Source organism: Pseudomonas sp. 58 R 12 (genome assembly GCF_900005865.1).
Classification (GTDB): Bacteria; Pseudomonadota; Gammaproteobacteria; order Pseudomonadales; family Pseudomonadaceae; genus Aquipseudomonas; species Aquipseudomonas tritici.
Genome location: NZ_CVTP01000017.1, coordinates 24,740 through 37,932, shown reverse-complemented (window position 1 = coordinate 37,932; position 13,193 = coordinate 24,740). Strand labels below are relative to the sequence as shown.

At 59.9% G+C, this 13,193-nt stretch carries 13 protein-coding genes; 6 read left to right on the top strand and 7 right to left on the bottom strand.

The features are described 5' to 3' along the window. Positions 1-67: 67 nt before the first annotated feature. The gene (gene kynU, locus BFP95_RS13015) at positions 68-1,318 is read right to left on the bottom strand and encodes a kynureninase (protein WP_065880720.1); all 1,251 of its coding nucleotides are present in this window, start codon (positions 1,316-1,318) and stop codon (positions 68-70) included. A 144-nt stretch (positions 1,319-1,462) separates the two neighbouring features. Between kynU and BFP95_RS13010 the strand changes: the two genes are divergently transcribed. After that, a complete protein-coding gene (locus BFP95_RS13010; RefSeq protein WP_016974903.1) occupies positions 1,463-1,936 on the top strand; it encodes an Lrp/AsnC family transcriptional regulator in 474 nt (157 codons plus the stop codon). Positions 1,937-2,038: 102 nt separating this feature from the next. Here BFP95_RS13010 and catA read toward each other — a convergent pair whose 3' ends face one another. Genes catA through BFP95_RS12995 form a run of 3 tightly spaced genes read right to left on the bottom strand, consistent with a single transcriptional unit; the run spans position 2,039 to position 4,440 of the window. Next, on the bottom strand, positions 2,039-2,968 hold the full coding sequence (gene catA / locus BFP95_RS13005; protein ID WP_065874671.1) for a catechol 1,2-dioxygenase: 930 nt from the start codon (positions 2,966-2,968) through the stop codon (positions 2,039-2,041). A 41-nt stretch (positions 2,969-3,009) separates the two neighbouring features. Next, on the bottom strand, positions 3,010-3,300 hold the full coding sequence (gene catC, locus BFP95_RS13000) for a muconolactone Delta-isomerase (RefSeq protein WP_065874670.1): 291 nt from the start codon (positions 3,298-3,300) through the stop codon (positions 3,010-3,012). A 12-nt stretch (positions 3,301-3,312) separates the two neighbouring features. Further along, entirely contained in the window at positions 3,313-4,440 is a 1,128-nt protein-coding gene (locus tag BFP95_RS12995) for a muconate cycloisomerase family protein (protein WP_065910240.1), read from the bottom strand. A 114-nt stretch (positions 4,441-4,554) separates the two neighbouring features. On the opposite strand from BFP95_RS12995, the gene BFP95_RS12990 reads away from it, so the two are divergent. Next, on the top strand, positions 4,555-5,430 hold the full coding sequence (locus BFP95_RS12990; RefSeq protein ID WP_065880717.1) for a LysR family transcriptional regulator: 876 nt from the start codon (positions 4,555-4,557) through the stop codon (positions 5,428-5,430). A gap of 133 nt (positions 5,431-5,563) precedes the next feature. On the opposite strand, the gene BFP95_RS12985 is transcribed toward BFP95_RS12990, so the two are convergent. Continuing rightward, positions 5,564-6,544: an AraC family transcriptional regulator gene (locus BFP95_RS12985; protein WP_065874667.1), complete on the bottom strand. Its 981-nt coding sequence runs from the start codon at positions 6,542-6,544 to the stop codon at positions 5,564-5,566. Between the two features lie 312 nt (positions 6,545-6,856). Here BFP95_RS12985 and antA point away from each other — a divergent pair, with 312 nt between their 5' ends. The 4 genes from antA to BFP95_RS12965 all read left to right on the top strand — a co-directional run bounded on the left by antA (position 6,857) and on the right by BFP95_RS12965 (position 11,345). After that, positions 6,857-8,248, top strand: a complete 1,392-nt coding sequence (antA, locus tag BFP95_RS12980) for an anthranilate 1,2-dioxygenase large subunit (protein ID WP_065910238.1) — start codon at positions 6,857-6,859, stop codon at positions 8,246-8,248. Further along, positions 8,248-8,739: an anthranilate 1,2-dioxygenase small subunit gene (gene antB, locus BFP95_RS12975; RefSeq protein ID WP_065910236.1), complete on the top strand. Its 492-nt coding sequence runs from the start codon at positions 8,248-8,250 to the stop codon at positions 8,737-8,739. Before antA ends, antB begins: the two co-directional genes overlap by 1 nt. Before the next feature lie 122 nt (positions 8,740-8,861). After that, positions 8,862-9,869 (top strand): anthranilate 1,2-dioxygenase electron transfer component AntC, encoded by a 1,008-nt coding sequence (antC, locus tag BFP95_RS12970; protein ID WP_065874664.1) that lies wholly within the window; start codon positions 8,862-8,864, stop codon positions 9,867-9,869. 72 nt (positions 9,870-9,941) lie between these two features. Next, a complete protein-coding gene (locus BFP95_RS12965) occupies positions 9,942-11,345 on the top strand; it encodes an amino acid permease (protein WP_065890048.1) in 1,404 nt (467 codons plus the stop codon). Positions 11,346-11,490: 145 nt separating this feature from the next. On the opposite strand, the gene kynA is transcribed toward BFP95_RS12965, so the two are convergent. Both kynA and kynB read right to left on the bottom strand, forming a co-directional pair. Next, positions 11,491-12,348 carry a tryptophan 2,3-dioxygenase gene (gene kynA / locus BFP95_RS12960; protein ID WP_065874662.1) on the bottom strand — a complete coding sequence of 286 codons (858 nt, stop codon included), beginning with the start codon at positions 12,346-12,348 and terminating at the stop codon, positions 11,491-11,493. Next, a complete protein-coding gene (gene kynB, locus BFP95_RS12955; protein WP_065874661.1) occupies positions 12,345-12,995 on the bottom strand; it encodes an arylformamidase in 651 nt (216 codons plus the stop codon). The genes kynA and kynB overlap by 4 nt, the downstream gene beginning before the upstream one ends. Between the last annotated feature and the right edge of the window lie 198 nt (positions 12,996-13,193).

Here is a 13,193-nt window from a genome sequence, read left to right as displayed (position 1 = left end):
ATGGCGATGGTGAATTCACTGCCGTCATCGCAGGCAAGCCAGCTCCCACATTGGATTTGGGTTGTGCTTAAGTGACGCTGTTTCGGACTTTGTATTGCGGCTGGTCCCAGGTGTGGTTGTCGAGGATGTCGCCGAGGATTTCCACCGCATCGAATACCTCGGTAAAGCGGGTGTACAGCGGGGTAAAACCAAAGCGCATGATGCGCGGCTCACGGTAATCGCCGATCACTCCACGGGCGATCAAGGCCTGGATCACTGCGTAGCCTTCGGGGTGTTCAAAGCTCACATGGCTGCCGCGCCTGGCGTGCTCACGCGGGGTGATCAGTGCCAGACCGTGGGCGCCGCAGCGGGCCTCGACCAGGGCGATAAACAGGTCAGTCAGGGCCAGGGATTTGCTGCGCAGACTCGCCATGTCGGTTTGGGCAAAAATTTCCAGGCCGCATTCCACCATGGCCAGCGAGGTAATCGGCTGGGTGCCGCACAAGTAACGCGCGATGCCTGCGCTCGGTGCGTAAGTCGTCTCCATGGCGAACTGGCGGTTGTGCCCGAACCAGCCGGACAACGGCTGGCGCACCTCATCCACCAACGCCGGGTTGACCCATACAAACGCCTGGGAGCCCGGGCCACCGTTAAGGTATTTGTAGGTGCAGCCAATCGCATAGTCGGCACCGGCCTGATGCAGGTCGATGGGCACGGCACCTGCCGAATGCGCCAGGTCCCAGATACTCAACGCGCCACATTCATGGCTCAGGGCGGTCAGCGACTGCATGTCGTACATGTAGCCGGTCTTGTAGTTGACGTGGGTGAGCATCACCACCGCCACGTCCTCGTCGATGGCCTGGGGCAATTCGTCCGGGCTGTTTACCAGGCGCAGGGAATAACCTTGCTGCAGCAGCTCGGCCAGGCCCTCGGCGATGTACAAATCGGTAGGAAAGTTGCTCGCTTCGCTGACGATCACTTTGCGATGAGGCTGGCGTTGACGTTGCACAGTCAACGCCGCGCTGAGCACCTTGAACAGGTTGATCGAGGTGGTATCGGTGATCACCACTTCGCCGTCATGCGCACCAATCAGCGGCGCCAGGCGGTTGCCCAGGCGCTGGGACAACTCCGCCCAACCGGCGCTGTTCCAGCTGCGAATCAGGCCATTGCCCCATTCTTCGGCAATCACCGCCTGCGCCCGCGCCAGCGCCGCCACCGGACGCGCGCCGAGGGAGTTGCCGTCGAGGTAGATCACGCCCTCAGGCAAGGCGAACTGACGGCGCAACGGCGCCAACGGGTCCTGCGCATCGAGGGCTTGGCAATGGCTTCGGCTGGTCATGGGTTGTCCTGGTTTTTATAAGTGAGAATGGACCAAATAATGAACGAAGTTTTAGAGAATTTTCGTGCAAAGTGGTAGGTAACAGGCTAATTAAGCTGTAGGAAATTCGAATTTAACCTCCAAACACGCGGATTTATTCTAACCATGATTCTCGACGCCACTGACCTGCGCCTCCTGCATTTCCTGCAACAGGACGGCCGTATCAGCAACCAGGAGCTGGCGGAAAAAGTTGCCTTGTCGCCTTCCGCCTGCCTGCGCCGTTTGCGCCTGTTGGAGAGTGAGGGAATCATCAGCGGCTACCGCGCAGTGCTGAATGCCGAGCAATTGGGAATCGAGCTGGAAGCCATCGTCCACCTGTCGTTACGCCAGGACGTGGAGGATTGGCATGAGACGTTTATCAAGAAGGTGCAGGGCTGGCCGGAAGTTGCCAGTGCCTATGTGATCACGGGCGCCAGCAACTATGTGCTACGCGTGCAGGCGAGGAATCTGAAGCACTTTTCCGACTTTATCGTGAACCACTTGAACCGCACGGCGGGGGTGATGGATATCCGTTCGGAGATTGTGTTGCAGAAGATCAAGGATCGGGATGAGGTGCTGGATCTGGTCATCCGCAAATAGCGCCAACCACAAAACCCTGTGGAAGCTGGCTTGCCTGCGATAGCGATGGTGCATTCACCACCGCTATCGCAGGCAAGCCAGCGCCCACATTTTTAACCGCGTTTAGTCTTCGAGGGCGCGTACGCGTTGCATGCGCTTTTGCTCTAACGGCGCGTCAGCCACCTGCAATTCAAAGTCAAAATCAATCTGCGCAAACCGCCCCTCCACGCCAAACTCCTGCGCCAGTTGCGGGTCGTCACTGAAGCGAATCTGCGCAATCAATTCATCCCGCGTGGCGTAGGCAAAATCATCATGCAGGTACGGGTCATCCGACAGGTTGATCTGCGTGGTCAGGTGCCGATGCCCCGGCGCCGAGATAAAGAAGTGGATATGCGCCGGCCGCTGTCCGTGACGCCCGAGTTGATCGAGCAGTTGCTGGGTCGGCCCGCTCGGCGGGCAACCGTACCCCGACGGCACGATGCTGCGAAAACGGTAGTTGCCCTGGGCATCGGTCTCGATGCGACGGCGCAGGTTGAATTCGGATTGCGTCGGGTCGAACCACGAATACGTACCCCCGGTGTTGGCCTGCCACACATCCACAATCGCCCCCGCCAACGGCTTGCCATCGATGTCACGCACCTGCCCGCGCATGAACAGCGGCACCGCATCATCCTTGCCATCATCCAGCCGTGCCTCGTACTTCGACAACGGTGCCCCGGCCACGTACAACGGGCCTTCGATGGTGCGCGGGGTGCCGCCGGACTTGCCGGCCTCTTCATCGGCGGCGTCCATCAACAGGTCCAGGTAATGCTCCAGGCCCAACCCGGCGGCGAGTAAACCGGCTTCCTGGTTTTTGCCCAGCTCGTTGAGGTAGTTGACCGCTTTCCAGAACTCTTCCGGGGTCACCTCCAGGTCTTCGATGATGTTCACGGTGTCACGCAGGAGCCGGTAGATCAGCGCTTTAGTGCGTGGATTGCCGCCGTCGTTAAGGTTGCCGCTGGCTTCTTCGAGAAACTGTTGGGCATGGGCAGTCTGGGACAGTCGGGTGGACATGGTGCATTCCTCATCTTGTAGTTATTGGTTTGAACATCGGCCTAGCGGTCATCCTCATGGATCGACGAAGGGTGACGGCACAAGGCATTCACTTCGATAGCCATGTAGGGGTAAAGCGGCAGCTGCATCAGCAGGTCGTGCAGTTCCTGCACACTGTCGACGTCAAACACGCTGTAGTTGGCGTAGTGCCCGGCAATGCGCCACAGGTGGCGCCATTTGCCGTCTTGTTGCAGGCGTTGCGCCAAGGCTTTCTCATCGGCCTTGAGGCTGGCTGCACGTTCGGGGTTCATGTCGACGGGCAGGTTCACGGTCATTTTTACGTGGAACAACATGGAAGACGCCTCTTAGTGTTTGTCACGACGGAAGAACGCCAGGCGCTCCTCATCGATGGCCAGGCCCAGGCCCGGTGCGTTGGAGACATGCAGCTGAAAATCGCGATAAACCAGCGGCTCGGTGAGGATGTCTTCGGTCAGCAGCAACGGACCGAACAGTTCGGTGTCCCACGCCAGTTTGTTCAGCGTGAGAAAGGCATGCGCAGAAGCCAGCGTGCCGATACCGCCCTCGAGCATGGTGCCGCCGTACAGGCCAATACCCGCCGCCTCGGCAATCGCAGCCGTGCGCAACACTGCGCGGGGGCCGCCGTTCTTGGCGATTTTAAGGGCGAACACCGACGCCGCGCCTTCGCGGGCCAGGTTGAAGGCATCCTCGACACACTCAATGGACTCATCGGCCATGATCGGCGCCGGGCTCGACAGGTTGAGCCGGGCCATGCCGCCACGGTTATTGCGTGAGATCGGTTGTTCGATCAGGTCGACCCCGTTGTCGCCGAGCACCTTGCACGCCCGCAGTGCCACGGCTTCATCCCACGCCTGGTTGACGTCGACACGCACACTGGCACGGTCGCCCAGGGCCTTTTTGATCGTGATCACATGGGCCAGGTCATGGCTGACTTCGCCCGCACCAATCTTCAATTTGAAGATGCGGTGGCGGCGCAGGTCGAGCATCTTTTCTGCCTCGGCAATGTCCTTTTCGGTGTTGCCGCTGGCCAGGGTCCAGGCCACCGGCAACGCGTCACGCACACGGCCGCCGAGCAACTCGCTGACCGGCAGGTTCAGGCGTTTGCCCAGCGCGTCGAGCAAGGCGCTTTCGATACCGGACTTGGCAAAGGTGTTGCCGCGAATGCTGCGCTCCAGGCGCAACATGGCCGCGTTGATATTGCTCGCGTCTTGGCCAATCAACAGCGGTGCGAAGTGGCGGTCGATGTTGACCTTGATGCTGTCGGGGCTTTCATTGCCGTAGCTCAGGCCGCCAATGGTAGTGGCTTCGCCGATGCCTTCGATACCGTCGGCGCAGCGCAGGCGGATGATCACCAGCGTCTGGTTTTGCATCGTGTGCATCGCCAACTTGTGCGGGCGAATGGTGGGGAGGTCGACGATGACGGTGTCGATCGACTCAATGGCGCAAATCGGCATGGCTATACCCGTTGGGTTCTTTTTAGAGTTGCGCCGATTCTGTTCCCCATCTTTCGAGGCTTCCAATATAGAATTAGTCTCGACCAATACCCTAAAGGTATGAAAGGAGCCGTCATGGAACTGCGTCACTTGCGCTATTTCCAGGTGCTGGGAGAAACCTTGAACTTCACCCGCGCCGCCGAACGCCTGCACATCGCCCAGCCGCCGCTGAGTCGGCAGATCCAGCAATTGGAGGATGAGTTGGGCGTGATTTTGCTGGAGCGTGGCCGGCCGCTGCGGCTGACCGAGGCCGGGCGGTTCTTCTATGAGCACGCCAATGTGCTGCTGGAGCAACTGAACAAAGTCTGCGACAACACGCGTCGCATCGGCCAGGGTGAAAAGACCTGGCTGGGTATCGGTTTTGCACCCTCGACCTTGTACGGCGTGCTGCCTGAATTGATTCGGCGATTGCGCAGTCATGAGGCGCTGGAGCTGGAATTGGGGCTGTCGGAGATGACCACCTTGCAGCAGGTCGAGGCGCTCAAGGCCGGGCGGATTGATGTGGGGTTCGGACGGATTCGTATCGACGATCCGGCCATCGTCCAGCGTGTGCTGGTGGAGGATCGGCTGGTCGCCGTGTTGCCCGCCGGTCACCCCTTGCTGGGCGCGCCCGCCACCCTCACTCAGCTGGCCGCCGAGCCGTTTGTGCTTTACCCCGGCAACCCGCGCCCCAGCTATGCCGACCACGTGATTGCGCTGTTCGACGCCCATGGCTTGAGCCTCAAGGTGGCGCAGTGGACCAACGAATTGCAGACCGCTATCGGGCTGGTCGGCGCCGGGATGGGGGTGACGTTGGTGCCGGCTTCGGTGCAGGTGCTGCACCGGGCGGATATCGGCTATACGCCGATTGTGGAAGCCACGGCGACGTCGCCGATCATCCTCAGCCGACGGGTGAATGATCAGTCGCCGGGACTGAATCATTGCCTGCAACTGGTGGAAGAATTGATCTGAGCCCTCCCAAACACTGAGGATCCAATGTGGGAGCTGGCTTGCCTGCGATAGCGCTTGGTCAGTTGGCACATCTATCGGCTGGCCCACCGCTATCGCAGGCAAGCCAGCTCCCACAGTTTGATCTTCATTGTCTTCAGATACTGCGCATGCGCTTGCGCTGCTGGGTCTGGCTGGGGGATTCGTCGAACAGCTTTCGGTATTCGGCCGAAAATCGCCCCAGGTGGGTAAAGCCCCAGCCCAAGGCGATCTCGGAGATCGTACGGGTGGGGCCATGCTCGAGGATTTCTTGGCGCACGGCAGAAAGCCGGTATTTCTTCAAATAAGCCATCGGCGACAGCGCGAAGTACTTACGAAACGCATCGAACAGCTTGAACCGCGACACCCCCGCAGCTGCTTCGAGGTCTTCAAGGTGCACGACTTCGCGAGCGTTGTCGTGGATGTACTGGCGCGCACGGATCAGGTAGTGCGGCAGTTTCACGCCCAATACGTCGCGCAGTTCTTCGGAGTAATTGTTCGGCTGGGCCAGGATCAGGCCCTTAATCAACGAACTTTCCAGGTCGCGGGTGAACGCAGCCTGCTCATACAACTCGCTGCCGTGTTCCAGCTCCGCAATGAAGTAACGCGCCATGCGCCACCACGACGCTGAAGCGCCGTCCACCGCGTCCATCACCGACTCAAAGCGCAACGGCGCCTCAATCGGCCGATGCAGCAACCCTTCCAGGGACTCGCTCATCGCTGCGCGCGTGATCACCACCTGCAACTTGCGACAGTCACCGGAAATCGCCAGCACCTGGTGCTCGTTAGGCGAGATGATCACCCCTTGGTCACGGTTGGAACTCAGGCGCTCGCCGTTCTTGCTCAATTCCTGCTCGCCCACCAGCGGCAGGCTCAGGCTATAGCTGCTGAAATGCTCGGCGTCTTCGATGTCGATGGTCACGTCGGTGCCGTATTCGATCACGCCCAAGGTAGTGGCGCGCGACTTGAACACGTTGGCGCTGTGATGAAAACGCAGGCGTTCGGGCGTGGCGGTGGCCAGGCGATGGGGCCCGCAGATGCCGGACATCCAGCTGCGGGCGCCTTCCAGGTCGAAGCGTTGAATCGTTTGGCTGCTCATCAGGGTGCACCCACGGCGGTTAGGCTGTTGCGCGCTCTGGCGGCGCGTCGTTGTTGTTCGACAGCAAATAATGCGCCACGCCAGCGCAATGGCCAGCGAGTGGATAGCAATGGTCGATTAAGTGGATAAGACACCGACTTTTCCGACCATTGTCCAGCAAGACAGTAGCGCATTCCGTCACCGGCCTGCACCGGGTTGGGTATTTGCTGCCCAATTATCCGGCGCAGGTTCCCCCATTAAGCGGATAGCCCGCGCCCTGCCCCGCTGCCTCTAATGAACCACCGTTTAGCCCCAATCAAAAAGGTGCCTCCCATGAGTGGTGCAAGAAGCGTCGAGCAATGGAAAAGCTTTATCGAAAGCTGCCTGGATTTTCGCCCCGCAGATGAAGTGTTCCGCATCGCCCGCGACATGTTCACCGAACCGGAACTGTTCGACCTGGAGATGGAACTGATCTTCGAAAAGAACTGGATCTACGCCTGCCACGAAAGCGAACTGGCGAACAACCACGACTTCGTGACGATGCGTGCCGGGCGCCAGCCAATGATCATCACCCGCGATGGCGACGGCCAGCTCAACGCGCTGATCAACGCCTGTCAGCATCGCGGCACCACATTGACGCGAGTCGGCAAAGGTAATCAGTCGACCTTCACGTGCCCATTCCACGCCTGGTGCTACAAGAGCGATGGCCGGCTGGTGAAGGTCAAGGCGCCGGGGGAATACCCGGAAGGTTTCGACAAAGCCACACGCGGCCTGAAAAAAGCCCGCATCGAAAGCTACAAAGGGTTCGTGTTTATCAGCCTGGACGTGAAGGGCACGGACAGCCTGGAAGACTTCCTCGGCGATGCGAAAGTGTTTTTCGACATGATGGTCGCCCAGTCCGCCACCGGCGAGCTGGAAGTGCTGCCGGGCAAGTCCGCCTACACCTACGATGGCAACTGGAAATTGCAGAACGAAAACGGCCTGGACGGTTATCACGTCAGCACCGTGCACTACAACTACGTGGCCACGGTGCAGCACCGCCAACAGGTGAATACCGAGAACGGCAGCGCGTCCGGCACCACTCTGGACTACAGCAAACTCGGCGCCGGCGACGCGAACACCGATGACGGTTGGTTTGCCTTCAACAACGGCCACAGCCTGTTGTTCAGCGACATGCCCAACCCCAGCGTGCGTTCCGGCTACGCCACCATCATGCCGCGCCTGGTCGAAGAGCACGGCCAGCAAAAGGCCGAGTGGATGATGCACCGCCTGCGCAACCTGAACATCTACCCGAGCCTGTTCTTCCTCGACCAGATCAGCTCGCAACTGCGCATTATCCGGCCGATGGCGTGGAACAAGACCGAAATCATCAGCCAGTGCCTGGGGGTGAAAAACGAGTCGGACGCCGACCGCGAAAACCGTATTCGCCAGTTTGAAGATTTTTTCAACGTTTCGGGCATGGGCACGCCGGACGACCTGGTGGAGTTTCGCGAAGCCCAGCGTGGTTTCCAGGGCCGGCTGGAGCGCTGGAGCGATATCTCGCGCGGCAGCCATCGCTGGGCAACCGGGCCCACGCCCAACAGCGAAGCCATCGGCATCCAACCGGCCATGACCGGCACCGAGTTCACCCACGAAGGCCTCTACGTGAACCAGCATCGCAACTGGCAGCAATTCCTGCTCGATGGCCTGGACCGACAAGCGCTGAAACTGCGGGAGGTGGAATGATGAACGCGTACCTGCAATACCAGATAGAGCAGTTTTTCTACCGCAAATCCGAGCTGTGCGACGCCCAGGACTGGGATGCCTATGTGCAACTGTTCGATCCGCAGAGTGAATTCCACCTGCCGCAATGGGACTCGGAACACGTCTACACCCGTGACCCCAAGCGCGAGATGTCGTTGATCTATTACGCCAACCGTTCGGGCCTGGAAGACCGCGTGTTTCGGTTGCGCACGGGTAAGGCGGCGTCGGCGACACCCATGCCGCGCACACTGCACCTGATCAATAACGTGCGGATTGCCGAGCAGGCGGGTGGGGCGCTGGAAGTGCGATTGAACTGGCACACGTTGTTTTATCGGATGGCCACTTCGGAGCAGTTTTACGGGCAGGCCACTTACAGCCTCAAGCCCCATGGCGACAGTTGGTTGATTACGCGCAAGCACGCGTTGCTGCTCAACGACAGCATCAACTCGGTGCTGGACTTCTATCACTTGTGAACACCTCCCACGTAGCAGCTGTCGAGCCTTGGCGAGGCTGCGTTTGCGGTGTGCCAGGTACGCCGCGAACGCAGCCTCGCCAAGGCTCGACAGCTGCTACGGGGTGTTTGGAGCACAATCAGATGAATCACAAAGTGGCCTTCAGTTTTGCCGATGGCAAGACCTTGTTTTTCCCAGTGGGCGCCCATGAAATCCTGCTGGACGCGGCGCTGCGCAACGGCATCAAAATCCCTCTGGACTGTCGCGAAGGCGTATGCGGCACCTGCCAGGGTCGTTGCGAGTCAGGCGATTACAGCCAGGATTATGTGGACGAAGAAGCGCTGTCGAGCCTCGATCTGCAACAGCGCAAGATGCTCAGTTGCCAGACGCGGGTGAAGTCCGACGCAACGTTCTATTTCGACTTTGATTCAAGCCTGTGCAATGCGCCCGGTCCGGTGCAGGTGCGAGGCACGGTGAGCGCGGTGCAGCAGGTGTCGGCGAGTACGGCGATCCTGCAGGTGCAGTTGGATCAAGCGCTGGATTTTCTGCCGGGCCAATACGCACGCCTGTCGGTGCCAGGCACGGACAGTTGGCGGTCGTATTCCTTCGCCAACCTTCCGGGCAATCAACTGCAATTCCTGATCCGCCTGCTGCCCGATGGGGTGATGAGCAACTACATCCGCGAGCGCTGCCAGGTCGGCGATGAGCTGTTGATGGAGGCGCCACTCGGTGCCTTCTACCTGCGCCACGTCACCCAACCGCTGGTGCTGGTGGCAGGCGGAACCGGGTTATCGGCTTTGCTGGGCATGCTCGACGAACTGGCCGCCAATGGCTGCGACCAACCCGTGCACCTCTACTATGGCGTGCGCGGTGCCGAGGACTTGTGCGAAGCGGCGCGCATCCAGGCCTACGCCTCAAGCATCGCGGACTTCCGCTACACCGAAGTCCTCAGCGCCCCCTCAGAGGATTGGCCCGGCAAGCGCGGCTACCTGACCGAGCATTTCGACTTGGCCGAATGGCGGGACAGATCGGCGGATATGTACCTGTGCGGCCCTCCTCCAATGGTCGAATCCATCCAACAATGGCTGGCGGATCAGGCACTTGATGGCGTTCAGCTGTATTACGAAAAGTTTACGCAGAGTAATATCTGACCCCTCAGCACTTCTGAGGGGTTGGTGCTGCGTGCAATCGACCCTGAGAAAAACAAGTAGAAGGGAATGTTAATGGCGGATGACATGGTTAACCCGGTAGGCCTCAAGCGTGGCCTGAAGAACCGACACATTCAGCTGATCGCCTTGGGAGGGGCGATCGGCACGGGGTTGTTCCTCGGCTCGGCCGGGGTGCTCAAGTCGGCGGGGCCGTCGATGATCCTCGGTTACGCGATTGCCGGTTTTATCGCGTTTCTGATTATGCGCCAGCTCGGCGAGATGATCGTCGAAGAGCCCGTGGCGGGGTCCTTCAGCCACTTCGCCCACAAATACTGGGGCGGCTACGCAGGCTTCCTGGCGGGCTGGAACTACTGGGTGCTCTACGTGCTGGTGGGCATGGCCGAACTGACGGCCGTGGGCAAGTACATCCAGTTCTGGTGGCCAGAGATCCCGACCTGGGTCAGCGCCTTGGTGTTCTTCGTCGCGGTGAACCTGATAAACACCCTGAACGTGAAGTTCTTTGGTGAGACCGAGTTCTGGTTTGCGATCATCAAGGTGGTGGCGATTGTCGGCATGATCGTGCTTGGCTGCTACCTGCTGTTCAGCGGCACCGGCGGCCCGCAAGCCTCGGTCAGCAACCTGTGGAGCCACGGCGGGTTCTTCCCGAATGGTGGCATGGGGCTGTTGATGTCCATGGCCTTCATCATGTTCTCGTTTGGCGGCCTGGAACTGGTGGGCATTACCGCCGCCGAGGCCAGCGAGCCGCGCAAAGTGATCCCGAAAGCGATCAACCAAGTCGTCTACCGGATCCTGATCTTCTACGTCGGCGCACTCACCGTGCTGCTGTCGCTGTACCCATGGGATCAACTGCTGCAAACCCTCGGTGCGTCGGGCGATGCCTACAGCGGCAGCCCGTTTGTGCAGATCTTCTCGCTGATCGGCAACGACACCGCTGCGCACATCCTCAACTTCGTGGTGCTGACCGCGGCGCTGTCGGTGTACAACAGCGGCGTGTACTGCAACAGCCGCATGCTGTTCGGCCTGGCCGAGCAAGGTGATGCGCCAAAAGCGTTGATGAAACTCAACAAGCAAGGCGTGCCGCTGCGGGCGCTGGCGATTTCTGCACTGGTGACGATGCTGTGCGTGGTGGTCAACTACGTCGCGCCGCAGAGTGCGCTGGAGTTACTGTTTGCGCTGGTGGTTGCCTCGCTGATGATCAACTGGGCGTTGATCAGCATCACCCATATCAAGTTCCGTAAGGCCATGGGCGAGCAAGGCGTGACACCGTCGTTCAAGACCTTCTGGTTCCCGTTCAGCAACTACCTGTGCCTGGCGTTCATGGTGATGATCATCAGCGTGATGCTGGCGATTCCAGGGATTAACAAGTCGGTGTATGCGATGCCGGTGTGGGTGGGGATTATCTATGTGGCCTATCGGTTGCGGGTTCGCAGGAGTAACGCGGTAGTCAACGCACAGTGATCCCTGTGGAAGCCGGGCTTGCCCGCGATAGCGGTGTATCAGTCGCTGAATGTGCGAGCTGATATACCGCTATCGCAGGCGAGCCAGCTCCCACAGGTTTGATTGCATTCCAAATGAAAAGCCCCGGTAATCCGGGGCTTTTTGTTTAGAGCGTTGAGCGTACTCGCCACAACTCGGGGAACAACACCGTGTCGAGCATCTTGCGCAAATAGCCCACGCCTTCGGTGCCGCCAGTACCCGGCTGGAAGCCGATAATCCGCTCCACCGTGGTCACATGGCGGAAGCGCCACTGACGGAACGAATCCTCCAGGTCGATGAATTTCTCGGCCAACTGATACAAATCCCAGTACCGGCTTGGATCGCGATACACCTCGCGCCACGCCGTCTCCACGGATTCATCGTGAACCGTCGCCGCCGTCGGGTCGCGCTCGGCACGTTTCGGGTCAATCGCCAAACCCGCCTTTACCATCAGGTTGATCGCCTCGTCATACAGCGATGGCGTAGCAATCGCCACTTTCAACTCATTCAACAGCTCCGGCCGATGGGCGTGGGGCCGCAACAGCGCCGCGCTTTTATTGCCGAGGATAAATTCGATCTCACGGTACTGGAACGACTGGAACCCAGACGACTGCCCGAGGAACGGCCGAATGGCCTTGTACTCCGACGGCGTCATCGTCGCCAGCACCGCCCAGGCGTGCACCAATTGATCAAAGATCCGCGAGACCCGCGCCAGCATCTTGAACGCCGGCGGCAACTCGCCCAGGCGCACGTGTTCGCGGGCGGCCTTGAGCTCGTGGAGCATCAGTTTCATCCACAACTCAGAAGTCTGGTGCTGGATGATGAAGAGCATTTCGTTATGGTCCGGCGACAGCGGGTGCTGGGCGCTGAGGACTTTGCCCAGGTCCAGGTAATCGCCGTAGCTCATGGACTCGGAAAAATTCAGTTCGGCGTTATGCCATTCTTCCGGGGGTTGGTAATCAGGCGAGAAAGGACATTGGCTCATCGCGTGGGCTCCTTGAGCGGGCGGAGAATGGCGCGAACCGGGCTGGCGTCGAGGTTGGCAAAACGCAGCGGCAGCGCGATCAGTTCATAGTCGCCCTCCGGCACGTCATCGAGCACGATGCCTTCCAGAATCGCCATGCCATGGCGGAACACGGCGTTGTGGGAATCCATGGTCTTGGACTGCTGCGGGTCCAGGGACGGGGTGTCGATACCGATCAAACGCACACCCAGGCTGGCCAGCAGCTCGATGGTTTGCGGGGCGATGGCGGTGAAATTCGAATCCCATTGGGTCAGTGGCGCTTGTGGATAAGTGCGCAGCAACACACGCTCGGGCAACTTATCCACACGGCCTTCCAACTGATGCGGCTGCACCAGTGCGCCGCTGTCCAGGCAATGCAGCACCCGGCACGGCCCCATGTACACGTCCAGCGACACTTCACCGATCGGTGCACCGTCGGCGCTGTAATGCAGCGGTGCATCCACATGGGCGCCGGTGTGCGGCGACAAGGTAATGCGCCCGACATTCACCGGGCACTCCGGGCCGAACTGCCACACGCGCTCTTCCTGGAACGGCGTATCGCCCGGCCAGGTCGGGGTCGCCGTACTCAAGGGTGGGCTGATGTCCCACCACGTTTTTATTGGGTTCATTTGAAGGCTCTCGACGGGTACTGGGGTGAATGATACGAGGGCCTGCTGCGAATTTTCTTGCGAATTCTGGCGCGAAGCGGGAAATCTTTCGCACTTACTGCGAGGAATGGGTGGATTGGCGCATAAAGCTATCGCTCAGCCTTACAGCATCCCCCCTGTGGGAGCCGGTGATTCAACGATCATCAGGTAGCTGCGCTT